The following is a 24168-nucleotide window of genomic DNA, read 5'->3' as shown; positions in this document are numbered from 1 at the left end:
CGTTGCGCCCCTATTGACCCTTCTCGATGAGTTTCTCAGCCACCCGCCACAGGCCCAGCGCGTTGGACGCCTTGACCAGAACGACATCGCCGGGGTTTCCGGAACCGGTGTGTTCGATGGGGCGGGTGCGCAGCACGGCGTCGACAAGCTGGGTGGCCTCGTCGACGTCGTGAGCGATCTCAGTAGTTATACCCCGATTCCTGGCCTCCGTGGCCATGGCGCGGCTGTGGGGGCTGTCCCCCACCGCGATGAGGTGGCCGACGCGGTAGCGGTCCAGCTGCTCACCGAGGAGGCGGTGGGACTCCTCGGCATCGTCGCCGAGCTCGCCCATCTCGCCGAGCACGGCGATGGCGCGGGCGTGGGGGCGGGCGGCGGCGGTGTACGCCAGGGCGGCGATACCGGCCCGCATGGAGTCCGGGTTGGCGTTGTAGGCGTCGTTGATGACGGTGACGCCGTCCGCGCGGGTCTGCACGTCCATGCGGTGCGCGGAGGCGTTGGTGTGGGCGCCCAGCCCGCGGGCCACCTGCTCCACGCTCAGCCCCGCCTCGATGCCGACCGCGGCGGCGGCCAGGGCGTTGGACACCTGATGCTCGCCGAACACCTGCAGCGACACGGCGGCGGAGGCCTCCCCGGCGTGCAGCGTGAAGCTGGCGCGTGCGACATCGTCGAGGCGGATGTCCCCGGCCCAGACATCGGCCCGCTGCTGGGCCGAGTAGGTGACCACGCGGGCGCGGGTGCGCGGGGCCATGGCGGCGACGAAGGGATCGTCGGCGTTGAGGACGGCCACGCCGTCCTCCGGCAGCGCCTCGACGAGCTCGCCCTTGGCACGGGCGATGTTCTCGCGGGAGCCGAACTCCCCCAGGTGGGCGGAACCGACGTTGAGCACCACGCCGATGTGCGGCGGCACGGATTCCGCCAGGTGCGCGATGTGGCCGATGCCGCGGGCGGACATCTCGGCGACGAGGAAACGGGTGTCGGTGTCACAGCGCAGTGCGGTGTAGGGGTGGCCGATCTCGTTGTTGAAGGATCCGGGCGGGGCGACGGTCTCCCCGGCCTGCCGCAGGACGGAGGCCACGAGGTCCTTGGTGGAGGTCTTGCCGGCGGAACCGGTGATGCCGACGACGGTCAGTTCCGGTAGCCGGGTGACCACGCCGTGGGCGAGTGCGGCCAGTGCCTCGACGACGGCGCGGGCGGAGCCGTCGGTGTCGTGGGCGTAGATGTCGGCGTTGGAGTCGGCTCGGCCGGTCGGTCGCACGACGATCGCCGGGACGCCGACCGGGCGGGCCGCGAGCACCGCGACCGCCCCGGCCTCGGTGGCGGTGGTGGCAAAGTCGTGGCCGTCCACGCGCGCGCCCGGCAGGGCCAGAAACAGCCCGCCGGGGGTGATCTTGCGGGAGTCGAACTCGACGAATCCGGTGACGCGGGTGTCCGGCTTATCGACGTCCACCAGTTCCCCACCGGTGATCCGCGCAATGTCGGCGAGGGTGAGAGGAATCATGACTGCTCCTTCAGGGCGCGGCGGACTTCTTCCCGGTCGTCGAAGTGGTGGTTGACCCCGTTGACGAGTTGGCCCACCTCATGGCCCTTGCCGGCGACGACGACGGCGTCGCCGGGCTGCGCCCACGCGATGAGGGCGTCAATGGCGGCGGCGCGGTCGCCGATCTCGCGGATCTCCGCGCCGGTGTCGGCGTCGACGGCGCCCTGCAGCACGGCGGCGCGGATGGTCTCCGGGACCTCGCTGCGGGGGTTGTCGTCGGTGATGATGACCAGGTCGGCGCGGCGGGCGGCCTCGGCCCCCATGATGGGGCGCTTGGTGGCGTCGCGGTCACCACCGGCGCCGACGACGACACCGAGCCGTGCCTTGACCTGCCCGCGCAGGGTGTCGAGCACGGCGGCGACGGCCGCCGGCTTGTGGGCGTAGTCGACCACGGCGAGGAAGTCCTGGCCTTCGTCGATACGCTCCATGCGGCCCGGGACGGCGACGGACCCGAACCCCGTGACGAACTGACGCGGATCCACCCCCACGGCATATGCCATGGCGGTGGCCAGCGCCGCGTTGGCGATGTTGAAGTCACCCGGCAGCGGGAGTTCTGCCTCCAGCAACGTGTCGGGGAGGGTGATGACCAGCAGCTGCGCGCCACTCGGGGTGAGCTCCGCCTGGGCGGCACTGACATCGGCCTCGGCACCCCGGGTCGCCACGGTGAGCGGGGATTCGGCGCGGGCGGCCATCTGTCGGCCCCAGTCGTCGTCAATGCAGATGACGGCGCGGTCGGCGGCCAGCGGGGAGGCGGGATCGAAGAAGCGGGCCTTGGCCTCGAAGTACTCCTCCATCGTCGGATGGAAGTCGAGGTGATCCTGGGAGAGGTTGGTGAAGCCGGCGACATCGAAGTTCGTGCCGGTGATCCGCCCCAGTTCCAGGGCGTGGGAGGAGACCTCCATGACGACGTGGGTGACCCCCTCGGCGAGCATCTCGGCGAACAACGCCTGGAGGGTGGTGGCCTCCGGGGTGGTCAGGGAGGTGGGGACGGGGCGGCCGTCGATACGCGTGCCCGTCGTGCCGATGAGCCCCACCGTGTGGCCGGCGGCCATGAGTCCTCGTTCGAGGAGGTAGCTGGTGGTGGTCTTGCCGGAGGTGCCGGTGACGCCGAGCAGCGTGAGGTGCTGCGAGGGGTGGCCGTGGACCTCGGCGGCCAGCAGACCGAGGACGGCGCGGACATCGTCGACGACGATGACGGGTCGGGTCTCCTGCCTCTCCGTCAGCAGGGCATGCCCGGCTCGGTCGGTGAGAATCGCCTCGGCCGGGGTGTCGGCGGCGAACTCCGCCCCGTGGCGGCGGGTGCCGGGCAGGGCGGCGAAGAGGCCGCCGGTGGCCGGGACCCGCGAGGAGTCCAGCTCGATGGAGGTGATGGCGGGATCGGTCCCGAAGGCACCGACCAGTTCTCCCCCGGCGATCTGGCTGAGGTGCGAGAGTGTGTTCATGGTGGGTCTCCTCCTGGGGGAACGTTACTGGGCGTGGAGGATGAGCAGATCCTCCATGGGCGGCGAGGTCGGGATGTTGTCGCGGTTGAGCAGCCATGAGGCGATGTCGCGGAACAGCGGGGCGGACGACTGGCCGCCCCCGCCGCCGGGCTCGACGCCGGCGCGCGGCTGGTCGACCATGACGGCGACCACGAAACGGGGATCATCTGCCGGGGCGACACCCGCGAAGGTGATCCAGTAGTCGGAGTTCGAGTAGGCACCGGTGTTGGGGTCGACCTTCTGGGCGGTACCTGTCTTGCCGGAGGTCTGGTAGCCGGGGACGGCACCGTTGGTGCCGGTACCCGACTGCAGACCACCCGGGTCGTTCTGCATGACGGAGCGGAACATGTCCACCACCGTGTCCGCGGTCTCCGGGCTGACCACCTGGGTGCGCGCGGGTTCCGCCGTGGACTGTTCCTTGCCGTCCGGGCTGGTGATGGTCTCGATGATGCGGGGTTCAATGCGCAGGCCGTCGTTGGCCAGGGCCTGGTAGACGCTGGCCATCTGCAGGGTGGTGAACGACATGCCCTGTCCGATGGGCAGGTTGGCGAAGGTACCGCCCGACCACTGCTCGCGGGCCGGCAGCAGTCCGGAGGACTCGTTGGGCAGCTCGATGCCGGTGGGGCGCCCGATGCCGAAACGGTCGAGGTAGTCGGCGTAGCGGTCCTCCCCGAGGCGCTCGGCGAGCATGAGGGTGCCGACGTTGGAGGACTTACCGAAGATGCCGGTCGTGGTGTACGGCACCACGCCGTGCTCCCAGGCATCGGCGACGGTCACGCCCGCCATGTGGATCGATCCCGGCACCTGGTGAACCTCGTCCGGGGTCGTCAGGTCCTCCTCGATGCTGGCGGCGGCGGTGATCACCTTGGCGACGGAGCCGGGTTCGAAGGGGTGCGAGATGGTCTGGTTCTCGAAGTCCTTGCCCTCTGCGAGCTGGCGTTCGATGTTGCCGTTGGGGTCGATGGTGTCGGTGTTCGCCATCGCCAGGACCTTGCCGGTGGCGACGTCGAGGACGACCGCCTCGGCGGACTTGGCCTGGGAGTTGGCCTTGGCCTGCTCGAGGAGCTGCTGGACGTAGGTCTGCAGGTCCAGGTCGAGGGTCAGTTCCACGGAGGAACCGTCGACGGGTGGGACCACGTCACGCAGCGTGCCGGGGATGACCTGCCCGTCGGTGGACACGTCCTCCGTCGAGCGACCGTTGATGCCCGACAGCGTCGCATCGCCGGAGGCCTCGAAACCGAACTGCCCCTGTCCGTCCATGGACACCTTGCCGATGATGTTCTCGGCGATCGCACCGTTCGGGTACTGGCGGATGTCCTGGTGGTCGGCCGCCACCCCGTGGAAGGTCGAGGCGATCTCGGTGGCCACATCCGGGTCGACGTTGCGCACGAGCACCTCATAGGTGGTCTCGGCCTGGAGCTTGTCCAGGATGTCCTGGGACTTGACCTCGCCGGTGATCGCGCCGGAATCCTCGATCATGGCGGGGATCTCCTCCGACATGGTCACCAGGACGTCCTCGACGCGGTCGTCGAGCTGGGCGTCGATCTCGGACCGGGACATGCCGTCGATACGCATCGCCAGATCCTGCTGCTGGGCCAGTTCCCGCCGCAGCAGCTGCGGGGAGACGGTGAGGCTGCGGGCCTGCATGGTGTAGGCCAGCTGGTTTCCCCGCTTGTCGGTGATCTCCCCGCGGCGGGCCGGGTCGACGTAGACGCGGGCGCGCTGCTCCTGGGCCTTCGCGGCCAGATCGGGCCCCCACACCACCTGCACCCAGGCCAGTCGTCCGACGAGGACGACGGCGAGGATGAGGAAGATACCCAGCACAATGCGCATGCGGCCCACCATGAGGGACTTCTGGTCCTTCTGCGGGGGACGGGGCGGGGCGGACACCCGGGCTTCGGAATAGGCACGCGATGACGAGCGGCGGGACGAGTCGCCTCGTCCCGCTCTACGTCGCACGCCTCCGGGTCGTGTCACTGGCCGTCCTCATTTGCTAGTCGTCTGTGAATTCCTGTGCGGTGTCCGCTTCCGGGACGTTCGGGGCGTAGGGCAGCACGCCCGGCTCAGCGGCCGGGACCACCGGATCCGGGAGCACATCGTCCGGGGACTGGAGCTGGTGGCCCTGCGGGACCGCCTCCAGGTTGTCACCCAGCTCATCGATGGCGTCCGGATCACTGGATGCCTGCCCCGGACGAACCGGGGCCCCGTTGACGTCAATGATAAGGCGCGTCGCCGGATCTGCCGGGCGCACCTCGTGGATGTCGCCGTTTTCCTGCACCGCGAGGATACCGGGCTGCACCGGGGAGACCATCCCCAGCTCACCCGCCCGACGCGTGATCTCCGCGGAGGAGCGCACATTCTCCAGGTCACGGTTGAGGGTCTCGAGCTGGTTGGACAGCTGCTTGTCCTGGGCCTGCAGCAACTGCATCTGGAAGGTCTGCTGGGTGGCCAGTCCGGCCAGCCACATCGCCACCGCCACTCCGGCGATGGCCAGGACGATGGAGATGCTGAAGAGCTTCGCCAGCAGCGAGGTCTTCTTCAGCTCCGCCACGCGGCGACCGCGGACGGAGACCACCTGGCGGGATCCCAGGCGGGTGGCGGCCGGTCGGCGGCGCTGCGGCAGCGGCGTCTGCGCCGGCGGCGCGTAGGTGCGCGTCCGCTGTTCGCGGTCGAGCAGTGCGGTGGAGGTGTAGTCGCGGCTGGCACCCATACGGCGGTCCTTGGTGTTCGGCGAAGTCACGGTCGATCTCCAGACGGGTCGGGAAGCTTCTCGACGCCGCGGACCCTCACCGGGGCCGCGCGCGGGTTGTCGTCAATCTCTGCTGCGGTGGCTTTTTCCGCACCGCGGGTAATCGCGGTGAATCGGGGGGCTGTGCCCGGCAAGTCCATGGGCAGGCCGGGCGGGGTCGTGGAGGCCGTCATCTCGGCGAAGGCCGCCTTGACGATCCGGTCCTCCAGGGACTGGTAACTCATGAACACCGCGCGCCCACCCACGGCGAGCAGGTCGGCGATGATCGGCAGGACGTTCTCCAACGCCTCCAGCTCGGCGTTGACCTCGACGCGCAGCGCCTGGAAGGTCCGCTTGGCGGGGTGCCCGCCGGTGCGGCGGGTGGCGGCCGGGATCGTGGCGTAGAGCAGTTCCACCAGGCGGGCGGAGGTGGTGAAGGGTTCCTTCTCCCTTTCCCGCAGGACCGCAGAGGCGATCTTGCCGGCGAAGCGCTCATCACCGTAGGTCTTGAGGATGCGCGCCAGCTCACCGTGGCTGTAGGTGTTGAGCACCTCGGCCGCGGTCCTGCCCGTGGTGGGGTCCATCCGCATGTCCAGCGGGGCGTCGGTGCGGTAGGCGAAACCGCGCTCCACCTGGTCGAGTTGCATGGAGGAGACGCCGAGGTCGAAGAGGGCTCCGGCGATACCGTGGGTGCGTGCCAACTCGAAGACCGGGCCCTCCCCGGCCGCGATGGCCTCGCCGATTCCGTCGAAACGGGTCTGGACCCCGACGAAACGCTCCCCGAAGGGAGCCAGCCGGGCGCGGGCCTCGGCCAAGGAGGCCGGGTCCCGGTCGACGCCGATGACGTGGGCGGCGGGGAAGGTGCGCAGGAAATGTTCGGTGTGTCCGCCGGCACCGAGGGTGCCGTCGACGATGACCGCAGCAGCCCCCAGCGCCTCGACCCCGGGAGCCAGCAGGTCAGCCATGCGGTCCCGGAGCACGGGCACGTGGCCGTGGTTGTCGGTGATGTCGAAGCTCATGTCACTCATGGCCGCGCCCCCTTCCTGGTCATTTCGTCACTGTCAGTCCAGGCTGCGGGGCACGTACAGGGCCCTGCCCGATGTGTTCATCTGATGTCGGGGAAGTACACCAGAGCATCACCTCGGGCAGAGTCCGTACACGTACCCCGCCCCACCCTTGATGTCGCTCAAGGTCAGAGCAGTCCGCCGAGGACGTCTTCTGCATCGGCCGCGGAGAATGCGGCCTCTGTCTCCTGCTGGTAAGCGGCCCAGGATTCGGCATCCCAGATCTCGAGAAAATCCACGGATCCGATGACCACACACTCCTTGGTCAGCCCCGCGTAGTCGCGGTGACCGGCCGAGAGGGTGATGCGACCGCTCCCGTCGGGACGCTGTTCATCCGCACTGGCAGCCAGGTTTCGGATGAAGGCACGTGCCTGAGGGTTGGTACGGGACACCGCCGCGGCCTTGCGGACGCGTTCGGCGAACTCCTCCCGGGGATAGACCGCAAGACTGTGGTCCTGCCCCTTCGTGACCATCAACCCACCGGCCAGTTCGTCACGGAACTTGGCCGGCAGTGTCAGCCGACCCTTGTCGTCGAGCTTCGGAGTGTAGGTACCGAGAAACATCCCGGGGCCACCTTCCTTGTCTCGACGCCACGGATCTTGTCAGACCTGATTCAATTCTCACGATGGAGTGATCCACCGCTGCGCCCCACAATACCCCACTTTGCCCCACCAACAACCCCCCAAACCCCTGCTTTTCCGGATTCTTTTAGATTTCCCCCAGGTCAACACCAAAAAATCAGGTGGGGGACGCTCCCGTACGGGCGCGTCATGTCCGCCCTCCCACACACCGCAACCGGCCCGACAACGACCTTCCCCACCCGGGACGCGCCGTCGGGTGGGGGAAAGTGGAGAATCACTAAAGCCCGCCACCCTGCAAGGGCGACGGGCTCACGGTAGGGGCGGTTAGCGCTCCTCGAAGCGGCGGCGGAAGTTCTCCTCCATCCGGCCGCCCATCGAGTTGGTGTCTCCGGGACGGTTGGTGCGCGGCTTGCGCGGTTCACGCGGCTGACCCGAGGCGCCACCGCCACGCAGCATCCACACGCCGGCGCCGAACATCACCAGGAAGCCGACGACACTGAGCGCGATGAACCACAGGCTCTGCTGCGCCAGCGCGACACCTCCCACCAGCAGAAGCAGACCGACCACCACGAGAGCGATGCCCCGCAGCGTGAAGCCGGGCGCGCCGGCACCGCCGAAGCCATGGTCGCTGGCCACGGACGACCCGAACTTGGGGTCGTCAGCAAGGAGAGACTGTTCAATCTCCCGGAGCATCTTCTGCTCCTGCTCTGAAAGCGACACTATTCCTCCCGGATATCGCTGGGGTTTTCTCTGTCTACTGAAGTAACGCCCAGACTATCGGGATTGTTCCCGCCAATGCCAACCTCGCCACACCTCGGGCTACGCCGCCGCCGGGAGCCAGCCCGCCTCGCCCTCCACCTCGGCCAAAAATTCGGCGGCCAGATCCATGATCCGATTCACCACCGCGTGATCGACGGACAGCTCCAGACCGGCCACCACGCGGGAGCGCAGGCGGGAGTACTGCGAGAATTCGCTCGCCCATCGCTGCCCGTCCGCATCCACCAGCTGCAACTGCTCCCACGCGCTCGTCGGCAGACGCCGACGCCGGGCCACCGCCGAGGCCGAGATGCGCGCACCCGCCGTCCGCAGCGCCGCCTGGAAGGCCATCTCCAACGCCAGGTCCCACTCGCCCGCCTCCCGGTGCTGCACCGCCTGCACCAGGAGGGCCCGAGCCTTGAGAATGAAGTCGGCCCGGCGGCTACCTGCCCCGGCAAACCTCGTCGTTGCTGAAATGATCTGAGCCACCGGAACCAACTCCTTTCCTTATTTCTTCTCCGTGTTTCGGTGATGCCGTCACCTTAGAACCGGACCCGAACACCACACCCCTACTATAGAACAGCCTTTCGAGACGGTCAACAGCTGAACTGCCTTTTCCTTTCTCTAATGCCAGTATGCGTTCGAGACACATCCGCCCCCCTCTCCCACCCGGCACCGGAATTCTGGTTCAGTGGTGGTGTGACCCTGGAGATCCGCCGGTTGTCCGGCCCCGAATTCGCCGTGCTGGCCCCGCAGCTCGTCGACCTCTACATCGAGGCGATGGGCTACGACCCGAGTATCCGCGCCGGCCGCATCGCGGTCTGGCGCCAGGAGATCATGCAGCCCGGTTTCGCGGCCCTGGCCGCCGTGGAGGAGGATGCGGTCCTGGGCGTCGCCTACGGATACCTCGGCGCCCGGGACATGTGGTGGGACCGCCAGGTCCGACGCGGCTTCCGCGAGAACGGCGGGCCCGACACCCGCCAGCTCATGCTCATGCGCGACTACTTCGAGGTGGCGGAGATCCACGTGGACCCACGGCAGCAGGGCCGGGGCATCGGACGCCTGCTGCTCTCCCAGTTGCTGTGGCTGGCCCCTGCCGCCCACGCCATGCTGTCCACCCCCGAAGTCGATGACGAAGCGAACAACGCCTTCTCCCTCTACCGCTCCATGGGTTTCCGCGATGAGCTGCGGGACTTCCTCTTCGACGGCGACGGGCGCCCGTTCGCGGTCCTCTCCGTTCCGTTGCCACTGCCCGGGATGGTGGAGAAGCCTGCCGTGGTGGACAACCCCCGGTAGACGACTGGGTATCGTGGGGAGACGTACACTCGCCGCCCGACTGCAAGGACCACCCGCGTTGAGCCACCAGGATGCCCAGACCTTGACCCTCGACCGGGTTCCCGCCGCCGCCCGGGAGGAGCTGACCCACTTCATTAATGCCCGCCGCGCGCAGGTCGCCGCCATCGGCGCTCCGGTCACCGCCGCGGTGTCCCACCTCGAGTCCTTCGTTCTCGACGGCGGCAAGCGGATCCGTCCCCTCTACGCCTGGGCCGGTTTCGTCGGCGGTGGCGGGCTGGAGACCGGGGAAGATCCGGCAGCCATGCTGCGGGCAGCGGCCTCACTGGAATTCATCCAGGCCTGCGCCCTCATCCACGATGACATCATCGACGCCTCCGATACCCGGCGCGGCAGTCCGACGGTGCACCGGGCCGTCGAGAAGCAGCACCGCGAGAATTCCTGGGCGGGTGACTCCGCCCACTTCGGTGAGTCCGTGGCCATCCTCGTCGGCGACCTGGCCCTGGTCTGGGCGGAGGACATGCTGCAGGATTCCGGCCTCACGGTCGCTGCGCTGCAGCGGGCCCGCGAGCCGTGGCGGGCGATGCGCACCGAGGTCATCGGCGGGCAGCTCCTCGATATCTCCCTCGAGGCCACCGCGGACGAGAATGTCGAGCTGGCGGATTCCGTCAACCGCTTCAAAACCGCTGCCTACACCATCGAACGCCCCCTCCACCTCGGCGCCGCCATCGCCGGGGCGGACCAGGCCACCATCGACGCCTTCCGGGGCTACGGCCGCGACATCGGGATCGCCTTCCAGCTGCGCGACGATCAACTCGGCGTGTACGGTGACCCGGCGGTCACCGGCAAGCCGGCCGGCGATGACCTGCGGGAAGGCAAGCGCACCGTGCTGCTCGCCACCGCCCTGCAGCGTGCTGACGAACGCGACCCGGCCGCCGCCGCCGAACTGCGCCGCGGCATCGGCGCCACCTCCGACCCCGCGCAGATCGCCCGCCTGGCGCAGATCATCGCCGACACCGGCGCGGTGGAGGCCATCGAGGAACGCATCACCGCGCTGACGGCGTCCGGCCTGGCGTATCTGGAGGCCGCCGGGACCTCCCCGGAGGTCACGCAGACCCTGACCGATCTCGCGCACCGCGCCACGGCCCGCCACCGCTGATGATCATCCGTCTGCCTTCGGCCCGATCGATCGGCCTGGTCGGCGCACTGCTGCTGCTGGTGGGTTCCTTCGGCGGCGGCGCCATCCGCTACCGGGGCGGGGTCCTGGAGACGCTCGGCCTGGACTTCCTCGCCTACGGGCGCGGCGCGGGTATCTCCAATGTGGTGTTCTGGGCCGGGGTGGCTTTCCTGCTCGTCGGATGGATCGTGCTGGGTCGTCGCCACGTGCTCCGCAGGGAGGCGGGGTCGCAGGACCATGTCCACCGGGCCCTGTGGTGGTGGATTCTGCCTCTCATCCCCGCGGCCCCGATGCTCTCCCGGGATGTCTACTCCTACCTCATGCAGGGTGCGATGCTGCGCGACGGCTTCGACCCGTACACGCAGGGCGCGGCGGTGAACCCGGGGCCGTTCCTGCTGGAGGTCTCCCACGACTGGCGCAACACCACCACCCCCTATGGTCCGCTGCATCTGTGGATCGGCGAGGGGGTCACCCGGCTGGTCGGCGACAACGTCACGGCCGGGGTGCTGGTGTACAAGCTCATCTCGGTGCTCGGATTCGTGGCCATCGCCTGGGCGGTGCCCCGCATCGCGCGCGCCCTGGGCGGGGATCCGGCACTGGCCCTGTGGCTGGGCGTGGCCAACCCGGTGATGATCCTCCACATGGTCGGGGGCATGCACAACGAATCGGTGATGGTGGGGCTCGTCTCCGTCGGTCTGCTGGCCTGCCTGCACAAGCGCTTCCTGCTGGGGGTGGCCCTCATCGCGGTGGCCGTCTCCCTCAAGGCGACCGCCGCGATCGCGCTACCCTTCGTCGTCTGGATGGCCACCCACCACTATTCCCGTCACATGCACCGCCTCCTGGCGTTCGTGGTGACCGGGTTCGTGGGACTGCTCGAGACCCTCGCGGTGGTCGCGGCCGTGACGTGGGCGTCGGGGTCCTCGTGGGGCTGGCTCTCGGAAATCTCGGGCAACTCCAAGGTCATCAACCCGCTCGCCCTGCCCTCCCTGCTGGCCAGCGGGATCACGTGGGTGGTGCAGGTGTTCGACACCAGCTTCGAGTACAACAGCGCCCTGGGCGTGCTACGTCAGATCTCCATGATGCTGATGCTCGCTGGTCTGGTGCTCGTGTGGTGGCTGTTCCGCCAGAACACCCGCCGCGCCGTCGCCGGCACCGCCCTGGCGTACCAGGTGGCGTTCGTGTTCAACTCGGTCACGCTGCCCTGGTACTACGCCTCGGTGATCTCCCTCGTGGGCACCGTCCGCCCGCCGGAGTGGGTGCTGCGCCTCACGGTGGGCGCGTCCATCGTGGTCACCCTGGCATTCACCGGCAGCGGCAACCACCAGCTCTACAACACGTGGTGGATGGCCGGGGTCTTCGTCGCCGCGTGGCTGCTCACCAACTGGGCCTTCCGGGACGATGTCACAGGGCCATCGCCTGCGCCCGGCGCAGCACCTCACGGGCCAGCTGACCGTGGAGCGCATCGACCGGACGTCCCGGCAGCGTCTCATCCTCAGTGAACAGGTAGCGCAGAATCTCCTCATCCGAGTAGCCGCCGTCGACCATGAGGGTGATCAGGCCGGGAACGAACTTGCCGGTCGAGTCCGACCCCTCGTGGAACAGCGCCTCCGGGATGTGGCGCTTGCCGTCGATGATGTGCGCGATGAGCTTCTTGCCCGCCAGCAGATCGTGGACGCGGGTGATCACCACGCCGAGACGCTCGGCGGTCTCGGGCAGGGTGAGCATGGGCTCATCGGCGAGCAGGGTCTCCAGGGGGATCTCGTTGTGTTTCACGGCGTCCACTGTATCCGTTGGCGTGGGCACCAGCGCGTGCACCATACTGGTATCCATGGCTCAACTGGCAGTGGGAGACCTCCTCGAGGACCGTTACCGCATCGATCACCCGATCGCGCGCGGTGGCATGTCCATGGTCTGGCGCTGTGTGGACCTGCGTCTGGGGCGTGCGGTCGCCGCCAAGGTCCTCGACGAGAAGTACATCGCGGACCCGGTGTTCCGGCAGCGCTTCCGCCGCGAGGCCCGCGCGATGGCCCAGCTCAACCACCCGAACCTGGTCAATGTCTACGACTTCGGTTCGGATGGTGACCACCTCTTCCTCATCATGGAACTGATCACCGGTGGCACGCTGCGCGAGTTGCTGGCAGAACGCGGCCCCATGCCGCCGCACGCCGCGGTCACGGTCCTGCGCGCGGTGCTCACGGGGCTGTCCGTGGCGCATTCCGGCGGCCTGGTCCACCGGGACATCAAGCCGGACAATGTCCTCATCAACGGCGACCACCGCGTGAAACTCGCCGATTTCGGGCTGGTGCGGGCGGCGGCTGCCGCATCCACCAGTTCCCAGATCGTCGGCACCGCCGCCTACCTCTCCCCCGAGCAGGTCGACGGCACCGACATCACGCCCGCCTCCGACGTCTACTCCGCCGGCATCGTCCTGTTCGAGCTGCTCACCGGCACCACGCCATTTTCGGGCGACACCCCGCTGGACCATGCTTATCGACGCCTCGAAGACGACGTCCCCGCGCCGAGTGCCCGCATCTCGGGCGTTCCGCCGCTTATCGACGCCCTCGTGGCCACCGCCACCTCCCGCGACCCTCGTGACCGCTTCGCGGACGCCGCCGAGTTCCTGGCGGCGCTCGACGATGTGGCCGGAGAGCTGGCGCTGCCCGCCTTCACCGTCCCGGTGCCGGAGAACTCGGCCGCCACCCGTGCGGCAGCGGTGCCGACGGACATCACCGACCTCGTGGGGCCGCCGACCATGGTGACCGAGGTCGTCCCCGACAACCCGCACGAGACCCGCGTCCAGGAGTCCCTGACCCCGCAGCCCCCTCCCGAAGTGCCTGCGCAGCTGCCGGAGGAGGAGCCGGAACAGCCGGCTCCGGTGAGCAACCGCTCGAAGGTGGGCCTGGTCGTGTGGCTGCTGGTGATCACCCTGCTCACCGCCGCCATCGCCGTGGGTGCCTGGTGGTTCGGTTCCGGCCGCTACGGGGAGATCCCGCAGGTACTCGGCATGGACCGCACGGCGGCGGTCACCACCGTGGAGGAGGCCGGGTTTCGTCCCGTGACCGAGATCGTCTACCACGATGACGTGCCCGCCGATCTCATCGCCGGCACCGAACCGGCCGACGGGGAACGCCTGGTGCGCGGCGACGAGGTCACCGTGCTGGTCTCCCAGGGCCGTCCCACCGTGCCCGATCCGCAGGGGATGGATGTCATCTCCTACCAGGCGGCCGCCGCCGAACGCACCCTGCAGGTGACCACAGGTGATCCGGTCTGGTCGGCGGATGTCGAGGAGGGTCGGGTCGCCGAGACCGATCCGGCCGTGGGCGAGGCCGTGCGCATCGGCTCCACCGTCACCGTGCACCTGTCGCGGGGCCCGGAACCCATCCAGGTACCCGCCATCGTCGGTGTGCCCCTCTCCGAGGCCGAAACCCGGCTCGGGGAACTGGAGCTGCGTATCGCGCACGTCGAGAAGCGTTACGACGCCGACGTGCCCACCGATCAGGTCCTGTCCGTCTCCCCCGAGCCCGGCACCACCCTCACCCGCGGCAGCGAGGTGACCCTGGTGGTCAACAGCGGCCTCACCGTCCCCGATGTCGAGGGCATGTCCGAGGCCGAGGCCACCGCCGCCCTCAACGCCGCCGGTTTCACGGTGGAGGACACCCGCCGTGACCGCAGCGCCGTGGGCGTGCGTCCCGACACCGTCGTGCGCACCAGCCCCTCGGCCGGGGAGGTCATCGACCCGGAGGATGCCGACGTCACCCTCACCTTCGCCGGCCGTGTCACCGTCCCGAACGTGGTCGGTATGACCGCCGCCCAGGCCACCGAGACCCTCGAATCCGTCGGCCTGACCGCCCGCTATTCCGGGGACGGCAACGCCCAGGTCACCCGGCAGCGCCCGGACGCCGGTGACGACGCCCGCCTCGACTCCACTGTCCGCCTGAGTCTCTAGACGTCGAACGCCGCGCTCCCGGGGGGAAGCGCGGCGTCGATAAGCAACCGACTAGTTGCGGAGCATCTCCGCAACCAGGAAGGCCAGCTCGAGGGACTGCTGGGTGTTCAGGCGCGGGTCACAGGCGGACTCGTAGCGGCCCGGCAGATCGACATCGGTGATGTCCATGGCGCCGCCGAGGCACTCGGTGACGTCCTCACCCGTGAGCTCGATGTGGATGCCACCCGGGTGGGTGCCCAGCTGACGGTGGACCTCGAAGAAGCCCTGCACCTCGTCGATGACCTTGTCGAAGTGACGGGTCTTGTAGCCGTTGGAGGCGGTGAAGGTGTTGCCGTGCATCGGGTCGGACTGCCAGATGACCTTGTGGCCGGCGGCCTCGACGGCCTCGACGACCGGCGGCAGCACCGTGCGGACCTTGTCGTGGCCCATACGCGCCACCATGGTCAGGCGGCCCGGCTCACGCTCCGGATCCAGCTTGGCGGCGTAGGCGACGGCCTCCTCCGGGGAAATGGACGGGCCGATCTTGATACCGACGGGGTTGGCGATGAGGGCGGCGAAGTTGACGTGGAAGTCGTCGATGCCGCGGGTACGCTCACCGATCCACAGCTGGTGGGCGGAGAGATCGTAGAGGCGGGTCTCACCGTCCTCATCCTCGTGCAGGCGCAGCATGGCGCGCTCGTAGTCGACGAGCAGGGCCTCATGCGAGCAGAAGATGTCGGAGGTGCGCAGGGAGTCATCGTGGACCCCGCAGGCGTCCATGAAGCGCAGGCCCCGCTCGATCTCCTCGGCCAGGGCCTCGTAGCGGGCGCCCGCCGGGGAGTTGGAGACGAACTCGCGGTTCCACTCGTGCACCCGGTTGAGGTCCGCGGTGCCGGAGGAGACCAGGGCGCGCACCAGGTTCATGGCGGCCGAGGAGTTCGCGTAGGCGCGGATCATGCGGGCCGGGTCGTGGCGACGGGCCTCCGGGGTGGGCTCGACACCGTTGACGATGTCACCGCGGTAGTTGGGCAGACCGTTTTCATCCAGGTCCTGGGAACGCGGCTTGGCGTACTGGCCGGCGATACGGGCCAGCTTGACCACCGGGGTGGAGGCACCGTAGGTGAGCACGACCGCCATCTGCAGCAGCGTCTTGACGTTGGAGCGGATGTGCGGCTCGGTGTTGGACTCGAAGGTCTCGGCGCAGTCACCGCCCTGCATGAGAAACGCCTTGCCCAGGGCGACGTCGGCCAGCTGCTTCTTCAGCTTGGTGACCTCGGGCGCGACCACGGTCGGCGGCACCGACTCGAGGATCTTGCGGACGGTCTCCGCCTGGTTCCGGTCCCAGCTGGGCTGCTGCTTGGCCTCGCGGGAAATTACGTCCTCGAACCGCTCCTGCAGGCCGGGGGGAAGCGGCGGCAGGTCGGGGAGAACCTCTTTAGGGATGTCAACAGTCCAACTCACACCCATATTCATAGCACGGGTGTCCAGTCCCCAGACCCCCGGGGATGCTTTTGTCGGCTTAACGAAGCGCCCTGTTGCCCCGGCCCAGGGGCAGCGTCTCGGCGCAGATGCGGAACTTCTCGAGGTTGTGGCGGGCGTCGACAAGCGCATCATGCGTCGCGTCCGGGCTCTTGGGCAGCGGCGGCTTGCCCGCCATCTCCCAGTACTGCTTGAGCTCGCGGGTGTAGCGCGGCAGAGCGCGCGGCAGACCGGCCATGTCCCCCCACAACTGGGCGAGGACCACGTGGTCATAGGCGCCGACCCAGGCCCACAGTTCGACGTCCTCCCGACCGGCGGTGAGGAAGGAGAGGATGTCGGTGCGGATGGTCTCCTTGGAACGCCACACCGGCGCCCCGGGGTTGGGCAGCTTGTCCAGGACATTGTCCCGGACCCAGGCGTTCGCGCGGGAGGAGTCGAAGTCCGTGGAGACGGCGTAGTACTCGCGACCGTCCTCGGCGACGATGCCGATCGAGACGAGCTCGATGGTCCGGCCGTCCTCGATGAACTCGGTGTCGTAGAAGTAGCGCACGTCCCCCAGCCTAACCTGTGCGCCTCCTGCCACCGATGACCGGGTGAAACGACGCCACCTATAGAGTCATCTCCGTGATCGATGCCCCACCTGCCGCCCGTCCCCTCACCGTGGTACTCGCCGTTGTCGCATCAGTGGCGGTGGTCCTCACGTTGCTTATCGACGCCGGCCCCACCCTCCGCTACGCCATCGACATCGATGTCTACCGCGCGGGTGCGCAGGCCTTCCTCGACGGCGACAACCTGTACACGCGCGACTACCGGGTCGGCGGCACGACCCTGCCCTTCACCTATCCCCCGCTGGCGGCGCTGCTGTTCGTGCCGCTGACCTGGGTCCCGTATGGAGTGGCGCTGGTGACGTGGACTGTGGCCTCCGTGGTCCTGCTGTGGTGGTGTCTGGTCATCGTGGTGCGCCATGCCGTGCCCGGGGCGCACCACCGGGTCATCGCGACGTGGATCCTCCCGCTGGCCCTTCTGAGCGAACCCGTGCGGGAGACCCTGGCCTTCGGCCAGATCAACATCATCCTCATGGCCCTGGTCCTGGTGGACACCCTCACCCGCCGGCCGTGGCTGCCCCGCGGCGTGCTCATCGGCCTCGCCGCCGCGATCAAGCTCACCCCGGCGGTGTTCATCCTGGTTTTCCTTGTCCGCCGGCAGTGGCGCGACGCCGCCGTGACGTTTGCGTTCGGGGTGGGATTCACCCTGGCAGCCGCCCTGGTGAGCTGGGGCAACTCATGGACCTACTGGTTGGAGACCCTCACCGACACCGGTCGCATCGGCGGCGAGGCCTACGCCTCCAACCAGTCGATCCGGGGTGTGCTCGCCCGCCTCGCCGAGCCGGGTGAGCGGGCCGACAGCCTGCTGTGGCTGGTGCTGGTCATCGGCGCCCTCGGGCTGGTGGTGGCGGCGATGTGGCGGGCCCGGACCATGCTCGCCACCGTCCTGCTCGCCTCGACCGTGGCTCTCGTGTGCTCCCCGGTGTCCTGGTCCCACCACTGGGTGTGGCTCATCCCCCTCGCGGTGACCCTGCTGCTCGGGCCCGGAAGAACTCTCGGTGTGGTGGTGTTGCTGGCTGTCGCCACCTCACCCCACTGGCTGCTGCCGAACGACCACGGCGTAGAACACGCCTGGCCGTGGTGGGCACAGCTGGTGGGCAGTTCCTACCTGCTGGTGACACTCGCGGTCGTGGTGGCGGCGACGATCTCGCCGCGGGTGCTGGCGGGGCGTCGATAAGCAGCAGTCAGCAGCGGCGGCATGATCGACCACCGCAGGTAGGGAATGCGGGTGATCAACCACAGGCCAAACGAGCCGAGGGCGGAGATGGCCAGGCCGATGAGAATCCACAGGGCGGTCTCGTAGAGGACGCTGTCCGCGCCGCGGGTGATCGGCAGCTCCCAGTCCCGCAGGTTGTAGTGGTAGAGCACCGTCAGGGCGATGGGGTGGCCCAGGTAGATCACCAGGGTGTGGCGGCCGAGGAAACTCAGCACGTCGACCACGACCGGGATCCGGGAGAGCAGGACCGCCACGATGACCGCCATGGGCAGCATGAGCAGCTGCACCAGGGAATTGACAATCAGTCGCAGGTCGACGAATCCGACGGTCTCCGCGAAAGGCAGCGGCCATCCCAAGGAGACCTCACTGACCGTGTTCCACCAGGCCCACACGGCCGCCACCGTGAAACCGGCGGCGTAGAGGATGGTGCCGCGCGTGAGGTGGCGCAGGGAGGTCGCGGTCTCCGCGAAGTGGCTGATGTGGTGGCGCAGGTGCGCACCGAGGAGGAAGGCCGGCAGGTACAGGACGGCCTTGCCGATCATGTGCTGATCGGCGTGCAGCGGCAGGATGAGGATCGGGGCGAAACCGGCCAGCACTCCCGCCCACCACGGCATCTTCCTGGTCAGCCACAGCACGACGTTGAAGATCACCAGGGCGTAGAGGAACCAGTACATGTTCCGGCCCTCGACGATGTGGGCCAGGTAGTGGGAGATCCCCGGCATCTCTTTGCCGTCGAAGATGTGCCATTCGCGGAACTTGAACCACAGTTCGATGGGCACCCACAGGACATACGGCACGAGGAAGAACCACAGGCGGCGCAGGAAGAGATCCTTGAATGTGAAACCGAACACCTTCGCCGAGAAGAAGCCACTGACCATGAAGAACAGGGGCATCCGCAGGGGATCGAGGATGCGGTTGAGATAGGCCGCCGTGGTCTCCATGCCCTCCGGCACCGCGAGGCTCACGTGGAGCAGGACCACTCCGATGATGGACAGACCTTTGGCCACATCGGGCCAGCGCAGGCGGGTTTTCGCCGGGGACACAGGAGTGACGGGGGATGCTGACACGTGCCTCACCTCATCCCGTACGCGCAGCCAACTTCTACCGGCCGGAAGCAATCCGGCGCAGTCCAGCCGTCAAGTATAGAGCTGACCTGGCGTTTAGCCAAGAGCCGGCGCGGCACCCTCCGGCCAACCACGGCCGGCGGCCAGAGATTCCTTGACCTCGGAGGCGTACATGTCCACGTACGGCTGCCCCGAGAGCTCGGTGAGCACGGCCATGACGTGGTCGGTGAGGGGGCGGGCGGCCTCCCGGGAATCCGGGTCGATTCCGAGGGACTCGACGTAGGCGCGGCCGTCGATGATCTCGCCGACCTTCATGCGGACCTTGCGGGGCCGCGGGATCCACGTGCCGATGGGGTTGGCGTCGCGGGAACCGATCATGGCCAGCGGCACGATCGGGGCGCCGGTGGCCAGCGCGATGCGGGCCATGCCGGTACGTCCCTTGTAGATGCGCCCGTCCGGGGAGCGGGTGCCCTCCGGGTAGATACCCAGGACATCGCCGCGGTCGAGCACGGTGCGGGCGGCGGCGAGGGTGGCGTCACCGGCGTTGGCGGCTCCCCGCTCGACCGGGATCTGGCCGATGGAGGTGAAGAACCACCTCTGCACACGACCGATGAGACCCGGGTTGGTGAAGTACTCGGACTTGGCCGGGAACGTGATGTTCCGGGGGCTGAGCGCGGGGAAGAAGAAGGAGTCCATGACCGCCTGGTGGGTGGAGGCGATGATGGCGGCGCCGGTGTCCGGGATGTTCTCGATGCCCTCGATGGTGGGGCGGTTCCAGACGCGCAGGAACGGGCCGATGAGGACGTTCTTGTACAGCCAGTACCACTTCTTTTCCATCGGACTACTCCCCTGTGAGTTCGGTGCGCGCAAGATCGGACACGCCGATCATACCCGCGTGCGCCCCCAGTTCCGCGGTTCCCACGACCGGCAGGATGCGATGGCCGGCTCCGACAATGGACCGGCCCATGTCGGCCACCGCGTCCGGGAGGAAGAGATCGGCGTCGGCGGCGACTCCCCCACCCAGCACGATGACCTCCGGATCGAGCACGTCAGCCACCATACTCAGCCCCTGTCCCAGCCAGCCGGCGAAGTCCGCCAGCACCGCGCGGGCGCGCTCATCACCGCTGCGGGCGGCGGTCATGATGGCGTGCCCGCTGAGTCCCGGGCCCATGCCATGGGCCTCGGCGGTGTCCGCCAGGGCGGTGCCGGAGGCGTAGCGTTCCAGGCATCCGCGCTTTCCGCAGGCGCATTCCCGGCCGCCGCGCACCACGGTGAGGTGCCCGAACTCAGGCGCGGTCCCGTAGGCACCCCGGAAGATCTCCCCGTCGATCATGAGGGCGGCGCCGATGCCGGTACCGACGGCGAAGAACACCCACGTTCCCACCCCGCGGGCGGCGCCGAAGCGGTACTCGCCCCAGGCGGCGGAGTTGGCGTCATGTTCCATGACGACCGGCAGGCCGAGACGTTCCTGCAGGCGGGCGCGCACGGGAGTGTCACGCCACGGCAGGTGCGGGGCGAAACGGACGATCTCCCGTTGCGGGTCGAGGAAGCCGGCCACCGCCAGTCCGACGGCCCCCGGATCGAGCGGGCGTAGTTCGTCGACAAGCGCGGCGACGGCGTCCTCGAGCGCGGCGGCCGTGCGCGGGGTGGGCACCGTGCGCTGCTTGAGGATCTTTCCGTCCGCTGTCACCACGGCGGCGCGGCACTGCGTCCCCCCGATATCAAAACCCACCGTATTCATCTAGGCGAGTATATCCCGCAGTCGCGCGCCCATGATCTCCCAGGACCATTCCGCGTGTGCGTATCGACGCCCCGCCTGCCCCATCGCGGCCGCCCGCTGCGGGTCGCCCAGCAGCGCACACAGGGCGTCGGTCAGTTCTGTGGCATTCCGGCCGTCGACGACGATGCCGGTATCGCGGGTGACCGTCTCGGGGGCCCCGCCCGAAGTGCCCGCGATGACGGGCACGCCGCTGGCCTGCGCCTCCAGGTAGACGATGCCGAGCCCCTCGACATCGAGTCCCTTCCCGCGGGTACGGGCCGGCATGGCGAAGACGTCGGCGGCGGCGAGCGCGTCGCGTAGCTCGGGTGCGGTGAGCGAGCCGGTGAACTCCACGGCCTCACCGAGGGGTTGCGCCAGGGTCCGCAGCCGGGCCTCGTACGGCCCGGTCCCCACGATACGCAGGCGGGCGTCGGGATATCGGGCCAGGACGTCCGGCCAGACAGCAAGCAGCATGTCCTGACCCTTACGCGGCACCAGCCGCGACACACAGATGACGGTCGGCGGCCCGTCCACACGGGGCGCGGGGCGGAACCAGTCCGTGTCCACCCCGGAGGGAAGGTGACGGAACTGCGGATGGCTGCCGAAGGCCCGGCGGAAGCGCCGCAGGGTGTAGTCGGAGATGTAGGTGACCACGTCAGCGCTGTCGCCGATGCGGCGCAGCACCCGGCGGGCGCCGGGCAGCATGGACCAGCCCACCTCGTGCCCGTGGGTGCTGGCGATGATGCGCGCCGCCCCGGCCCGGCGGGCCGCCGGTCCCATGAGTGCCAGGGGCGCGGCGGCCCCGAACCACACGGTGTCGATGTCGAGTTCCCGGATGATCTGGCCCATCGCCTCGGCCGTGGTCGGCGTGGGGAGCATGACGTGGCGGGGCCAGCGGACCACGCGGTAGGGCACGGAACGGTCATACTCGGCGGCGGCTACCGGGTCCTGCGTCGAGGCGAAGACGACGACCTCGGACGGGTCGAGGGTGTCCAGGAAATCCCGGAGGTAGGACTGGATGCCTCCCACCGTGGGCGGGAAGTCATTGGTGACCAGCAGTGTCCGCGGCATGCCCGAATGGTACTAGTAGCGCACGGCGCCGGCCCACGGCATGGAGTCGACCGAGACCACCTGCACGGGGATGCCGTAATCGGAGGCGTGGACGAGCTGTCCGTCGCCGATGTACATGCCCACATGGGTGACACCCGGGTAGTAGCCGACGATGTCGCCCGGCTGCAGCTCCGCGCGGGAGACCGGGGTGCCACCCGCCAGCTGCGCCTGGGAGGTACGCGGAATGGACTTGCCCTGCTGCTGGTAGGCCCACACCATGAGGCCGGAGCAGTCGAACTGGTTGGGGCCGGTGGCGCCCCATCCGTAGGGTGAGCCGAGCTTGCTCAGGGCCGCGCCGACCACGCCGTCGCCGGTCAGGGACAGCGGTACCAGGGGGTTGTTCTTGTTCTCCCACAGGGCACGGGCGGCCTCGTCGAGGGCGGAGACCTGCTCCTCGATCTCACGGATGCGCTCCTGCAGCTCCTCCTGCTCCTGCGCGAGGACGCGGTGCTGCTTCTCCAGCTGCGACTGCGTGAAGTTGGCCTCGGCCACGGTGCGGGAGGCGGTGGTGTGAGCCCGCCCGGCTTCCGCCGTGGCTGCCGCGAGCTTATCGACGGCGCGTTCGGTGTTCCGCGTCAGGGTGCCCAGGTAGGCCGCCCGGTCGATCGCATTCTGCGGGTTGGACGCGGCGATGGCGTTGGTGACGGGATCGACCATGAGGCTGCGGTACTTGGCCCCGGCGAGCCCGTTGACGTCATTCTGGAAGTCCCGCTGGGCTGCCTGCGCGTCCTGTGCCCGCTGGCGGGCCTGCTCCGCCTGCTCCTTGAGGCCGTCGATGCGACCCTGGCCTTCCTCGATCTCGAGCTCGAGCTGCTTGACCTCCTCGCTCTTCGCGGTGGCCTCGTGGGAGACCTCCTCCATCGAGGCGATGAGGGTCTCCACGTCATCGGCGGTGGCCCGGGGCGCGGTCCCGCCACCCACGATGAGGGCGGTACCGAGCACAGCGGCAGCACTGAGACGGATCGTGTGGTTCACACCAGGTAAAAAGCGCACGGTCACTCTTTCGGAAAGGTCTTCGGAGGGCGAATGCCCGAGATAACTATAGACCCTTAATAACAACTGAGTAAACACCCAGACACGAGGTCGTGACGGGTGTGGTTACTGTTGTCGGCGAGCCGGAAAACGCCAGCAGCCCACCCCCTTCAACGGGGATGGGCTGCAGGTGGTGACAGTGCTTAGAAGCGCACTGCGGAGTGGATCGGCTGGAAGTGCAGCGGACGCTCTCCGACCGGGCTACCGGAGTTGAGGGCGTCGACGATCATGCCGTTGCCGACGTAGATACCGACATGGGAGGCACCGCCGTAGTAGGCGATGATGTCACCCGGCTGCAGCTGGTCCAGGGAGACGCGCTGGCCCTGGGAGGCCTGAGCCTGGGAGGTGCGCGGGATGGACTTGCCGACCTGCTGGTAGGCCCAGGAGGTCAGGCCGGAGCAGTCGAAGGCCGAGGGGCCGGTGGCACCCCAGGCGTAGGGGGCACCGATCTTGGAACGCACAGCGTTCGCGATGGCCTGGCCCTGGGAGGAGGCGGCCGGTGCGGCTGCCGGAGCCTGCGCGGCGATGTTGGCCACGTAGGAGTTGGCGGCCTCCTGGGCTGCCGGGGCGGCGGGGACGAACTGCTCGATGTTCGGCACGTTCTCCAGACCCGGAACGTTGACGGTGATGCCGGTGTTCGGGATGGTGACCTCGACGGCCTGAGCGACGCCCGGTGCGAGGACGGTGGTGCCCATGACGACCGCAGAGGCGGCCGCGATGCGGCGGGTAGCGGTCTTGGTCACGCGACGGTGCTGAGCCACGAATGTTTCTCCAGATCTTCCTTGTGCCTACCGGGTTAGCTGTCGGGTTGGGATCTTCGGAAGCTTCCCTCCCCCACTCCGCGTCCTCGATGGACGCTCTTGCGGAGGATGCACCCCAGAAAACGTTGTAGTGGTTCCCCGGCTCCCCTTACGGGGATTAGGCAGTATGTTCAGTTCAGTCATTCGGAGGCTTCACCGGGAAGCCCCGCAATGTCTCGAATAGGTTACGAAACTACAACGAACATTGTCCAACGCAGGGCCCGGCGTGTCGCCGTTATCAACCCGTTACCGCTTGAACGTGGCGACGGAACGCTGCCGCCCGTCCCCCGGCCCGCCCTGCGGCCGCCGGCAGACGGCAGACGTCAGACACCCCCTGACCTGCACGGATAACCCCTAGGGGATGCCCCCGAGGTGAGTGATCGAACCCGCCGCCACGGAGACTCCACCCCTGCCGCGCCTGGCAAGTGATTTACCTCACACGCTGGAGTTTCCCGTCACAGGGAGCCCATGAACCACACATATAACAGTGTGGATACCGTTTGGCGACGCAGCTCCCGGAACAACGAGGAGACCCTGCCTCCCCCAGGTATCGGGGAGACA

22 protein-coding genes and 1 riboswitch are annotated in these 24168 nt (G+C 68.5%); of the genes, 5 read left to right on the top strand and 17 right to left on the bottom strand.

Annotated elements, in window-relative coordinates:
* Positions 1 to 10 precede the first annotated feature (10 nt).
* From murF to Q4F73_RS00575, 8 genes are all read right to left on the bottom strand, one after another.
* The gene (murF, locus tag Q4F73_RS00610; protein WP_303357405.1) at positions 11 to 1498 is read right to left on the bottom strand and encodes a UDP-N-acetylmuramoyl-tripeptide--D-alanyl-D-alanine ligase; all 1488 of its coding nucleotides are present in this window, start codon (positions 1496 to 1498) and stop codon (positions 11 to 13) included.
* The gene (locus Q4F73_RS00605; protein WP_303357404.1) at positions 1495 to 2979 is read right to left on the bottom strand and encodes a UDP-N-acetylmuramoyl-L-alanyl-D-glutamate--2,6-diaminopimelate ligase; all 1485 of its coding nucleotides are present in this window, start codon (positions 2977 to 2979) and stop codon (positions 1495 to 1497) included. The genes murF and Q4F73_RS00605 overlap by 4 nt, the downstream gene beginning before the upstream one ends.
* Positions 2980 to 3003: 24 nt before the next feature.
* On the bottom strand, positions 3004 to 4863 hold the full coding sequence (locus tag Q4F73_RS00600) for a penicillin-binding protein 2 (RefSeq protein ID WP_303357434.1): 1860 nt from the start codon (positions 4861 to 4863) through the stop codon (positions 3004 to 3006).
* A 148-nt stretch (positions 4864 to 5011) separates the two neighbouring features.
* Positions 5012 to 5758, bottom strand: coding sequence for a hypothetical protein (locus Q4F73_RS00595; protein WP_303357403.1), 747 nt, complete (start codon positions 5756 to 5758; stop codon positions 5012 to 5014).
* Positions 5755 to 6774 carry a 16S rRNA (cytosine(1402)-N(4))-methyltransferase RsmH gene (gene rsmH, locus Q4F73_RS00590; RefSeq protein ID WP_303357402.1) on the bottom strand — a complete coding sequence of 340 codons (1020 nt, stop codon included), beginning with the start codon at positions 6772 to 6774 and terminating at the stop codon, positions 5755 to 5757. The genes Q4F73_RS00595 and rsmH overlap by 4 nt, the downstream gene beginning before the upstream one ends.
* A gap of 164 nt (positions 6775 to 6938) precedes the next feature.
* Entirely contained in the window at positions 6939 to 7373 is a 435-nt protein-coding gene (gene mraZ, locus Q4F73_RS00585; RefSeq protein ID WP_303357401.1) for a division/cell wall cluster transcriptional repressor MraZ, read from the bottom strand.
* 342 nt (positions 7374 to 7715) lie between these two features.
* A complete protein-coding gene (locus tag Q4F73_RS00580; RefSeq protein ID WP_303357400.1) occupies positions 7716 to 8111 on the bottom strand; it encodes a DUF3040 domain-containing protein in 396 nt (131 codons plus the stop codon).
* Between the two features lie 99 nt (positions 8112 to 8210).
* Positions 8211 to 8636 carry an SAV_6107 family HEPN domain-containing protein gene (locus Q4F73_RS00575; RefSeq protein ID WP_303357399.1) on the bottom strand — a complete coding sequence of 142 codons (426 nt, stop codon included), beginning with the start codon at positions 8634 to 8636 and terminating at the stop codon, positions 8211 to 8213.
* A gap of 210 nt (positions 8637 to 8846) precedes the next feature.
* Here Q4F73_RS00575 and Q4F73_RS00570 point away from each other — a divergent pair, with 210 nt between their 5' ends.
* From Q4F73_RS00570 to Q4F73_RS00560, 3 genes are read left to right on the top strand one after another with little or no spacing between them, the layout of a single operon-like run.
* Complete coding sequence (locus Q4F73_RS00570) at positions 8847 to 9443, top strand: GNAT family N-acetyltransferase (protein ID WP_303357398.1); 597 nt, start codon at positions 8847 to 8849, stop codon at positions 9441 to 9443.
* Positions 9444 to 9501: 58 nt separating this feature from the next.
* The gene (locus Q4F73_RS00565) at positions 9502 to 10599 is read left to right on the top strand and encodes a polyprenyl synthetase family protein (RefSeq protein WP_303357397.1); all 1098 of its coding nucleotides are present in this window, start codon (positions 9502 to 9504) and stop codon (positions 10597 to 10599) included.
* Positions 10599 to 12116, top strand: a complete 1518-nt coding sequence (locus Q4F73_RS00560; protein WP_303357396.1) for an alpha-(1->6)-mannopyranosyltransferase A — start codon at positions 10599 to 10601, stop codon at positions 12114 to 12116. The genes Q4F73_RS00565 and Q4F73_RS00560 overlap by 1 nt, the downstream gene beginning before the upstream one ends.
* Here Q4F73_RS00560 and Q4F73_RS00555 read toward each other — a convergent pair.
* Positions 12019 to 12390 (bottom strand): Rv2175c family DNA-binding protein, encoded by a 372-nt coding sequence (locus tag Q4F73_RS00555; protein WP_368660506.1) that lies wholly within the window; start codon positions 12388 to 12390, stop codon positions 12019 to 12021. The genes Q4F73_RS00560 and Q4F73_RS00555 overlap by 98 nt on opposite strands.
* 55 nt (positions 12391 to 12445) lie before the next feature.
* On the opposite strand from Q4F73_RS00555, the gene pknB reads away from it, so the two are divergent.
* Positions 12446 to 14563, top strand: a complete 2118-nt coding sequence (gene pknB / locus Q4F73_RS00550; RefSeq protein WP_303357395.1) for a Stk1 family PASTA domain-containing Ser/Thr kinase — start codon at positions 12446 to 12448, stop codon at positions 14561 to 14563.
* A 51-nt stretch (positions 14564 to 14614) separates the two neighbouring features.
* Here pknB and Q4F73_RS00545 read toward each other — a convergent pair whose 3' ends face one another.
* Both Q4F73_RS00545 and Q4F73_RS00540 read right to left on the bottom strand, forming a co-directional pair.
* Positions 14615 to 16003, bottom strand: coding sequence for a class II 3-deoxy-7-phosphoheptulonate synthase (locus Q4F73_RS00545; protein WP_303357394.1), 1389 nt, complete (start codon positions 16001 to 16003; stop codon positions 14615 to 14617).
* A 58-nt stretch (positions 16004 to 16061) separates the two neighbouring features.
* A complete protein-coding gene (locus Q4F73_RS00540) occupies positions 16062 to 16571 on the bottom strand; it encodes a polyadenylate-specific 3'-exoribonuclease AS (RefSeq protein ID WP_303357393.1) in 510 nt (169 codons plus the stop codon).
* A gap of 74 nt (positions 16572 to 16645) precedes the next feature.
* Here Q4F73_RS00540 and Q4F73_RS00535 point away from each other — a divergent pair, with 74 nt between their 5' ends.
* The gene (locus Q4F73_RS00535; protein ID WP_303357392.1) at positions 16646 to 17803 is read left to right on the top strand and encodes a glycosyltransferase 87 family protein; all 1158 of its coding nucleotides are present in this window, start codon (positions 16646 to 16648) and stop codon (positions 17801 to 17803) included.
* On the opposite strand, the gene Q4F73_RS00530 is transcribed toward Q4F73_RS00535, so the two are convergent.
* From Q4F73_RS00530 to Q4F73_RS00505, 6 genes are all read right to left on the bottom strand, one after another.
* The gene (locus Q4F73_RS00530; RefSeq protein WP_303357391.1) at positions 17731 to 18909 is read right to left on the bottom strand and encodes an acyltransferase family protein; all 1179 of its coding nucleotides are present in this window, start codon (positions 18907 to 18909) and stop codon (positions 17731 to 17733) included. The genes Q4F73_RS00535 and Q4F73_RS00530 overlap by 73 nt on opposite strands.
* 93 nt (positions 18910 to 19002) lie before the next feature.
* Complete coding sequence (locus Q4F73_RS00525) at positions 19003 to 19743, bottom strand: 1-acyl-sn-glycerol-3-phosphate acyltransferase (RefSeq protein WP_303357390.1); 741 nt, start codon at positions 19741 to 19743, stop codon at positions 19003 to 19005.
* 4 nt (positions 19744 to 19747) lie between these two features.
* Positions 19748 to 20647, bottom strand: coding sequence for an ROK family protein (locus tag Q4F73_RS00520; protein ID WP_303357389.1), 900 nt, complete (start codon positions 20645 to 20647; stop codon positions 19748 to 19750).
* Positions 20648 to 21736, bottom strand: coding sequence for a glycosyltransferase family 4 protein (locus Q4F73_RS00515; RefSeq protein WP_303357388.1), 1089 nt, complete (start codon positions 21734 to 21736; stop codon positions 20648 to 20650).
* A gap of 12 nt (positions 21737 to 21748) precedes the next feature.
* On the bottom strand, positions 21749 to 22717 hold the full coding sequence (locus tag Q4F73_RS00510; RefSeq protein ID WP_368660507.1) for an NlpC/P60 family protein: 969 nt from the start codon (positions 22715 to 22717) through the stop codon (positions 21749 to 21751).
* Between the two features lie 233 nt (positions 22718 to 22950).
* Positions 22951 to 23568 (bottom strand): C40 family peptidase, encoded by a 618-nt coding sequence (locus tag Q4F73_RS00505; protein WP_303357386.1) that lies wholly within the window; start codon positions 23566 to 23568, stop codon positions 22951 to 22953.
* A 9-nt stretch (positions 23569 to 23577) separates the two neighbouring features.
* Positions 23578 to 23742, bottom strand: a riboswitch (cyclic di-AMP (ydaO/yuaA leader).
* Positions 23743 to 24168 lie beyond the last annotated feature (426 nt).

Source organism: Corynebacterium sp., assembly GCF_030535495.1.
Taxonomy (GTDB): Bacteria; Actinomycetota; Actinomycetes; order Mycobacteriales; family Mycobacteriaceae; genus Corynebacterium.
This window is presented reverse-complemented; position numbering and strand designations above follow the sequence as displayed.

Excerpts from the sequence above, each read along its gene's own strand:
- rsmH (WP_303357402.1), bottom strand. The coding sequence starts at position 6,774 with ATGAGTGACATGAGCTTCGACATCACCGACAACCACGGCCACGTGCCC.
- pknB (WP_303357395.1), top strand. The coding sequence starts at position 12,446 with ATGGCTCAACTGGCAGTGGGAGACCTCCTCGAGGACCGTTACCGCATC.
- Q4F73_RS00605 (WP_303357404.1), bottom strand. The coding sequence starts at position 2,979 with ATGAACACACTCTCGCACCTCAGCCAGATCGCCGGGGGAGAACTGGTC.
- Q4F73_RS00560 (WP_303357396.1), top strand. The coding sequence starts at position 10,599 with ATGATCATCCGTCTGCCTTCGGCCCGATCGATCGGCCTGGTCGGCGCA.
- Q4F73_RS00515 (WP_303357388.1), bottom strand. The coding sequence starts at position 21,736 with ATGCCGCGGACACTGCTGGTCACCAATGACTTCCCGCCCACGGTGGGA.
- Q4F73_RS00600 (WP_303357434.1), bottom strand. The coding sequence starts at position 4,863 with ATGGTGGGCCGCATGCGCATTGTGCTGGGTATCTTCCTCATCCTCGCC.
- mraZ (WP_303357401.1), bottom strand. The coding sequence starts at position 7,373 with ATGTTTCTCGGTACCTACACTCCGAAGCTCGACGACAAGGGTCGGCTG.
- Q4F73_RS00525 (WP_303357390.1), bottom strand. The coding sequence starts at position 19,743 with ATGGAAAAGAAGTGGTACTGGCTGTACAAGAACGTCCTCATCGGCCCG.
- Q4F73_RS00520 (WP_303357389.1), bottom strand. The coding sequence starts at position 20,647 with ATGAATACGGTGGGTTTTGATATCGGGGGGACGCAGTGCCGCGCCGCC.
- murF (WP_303357405.1), bottom strand. The coding sequence starts at position 1,498 with ATGATTCCTCTCACCCTCGCCGACATTGCGCGGATCACCGGTGGGGAA.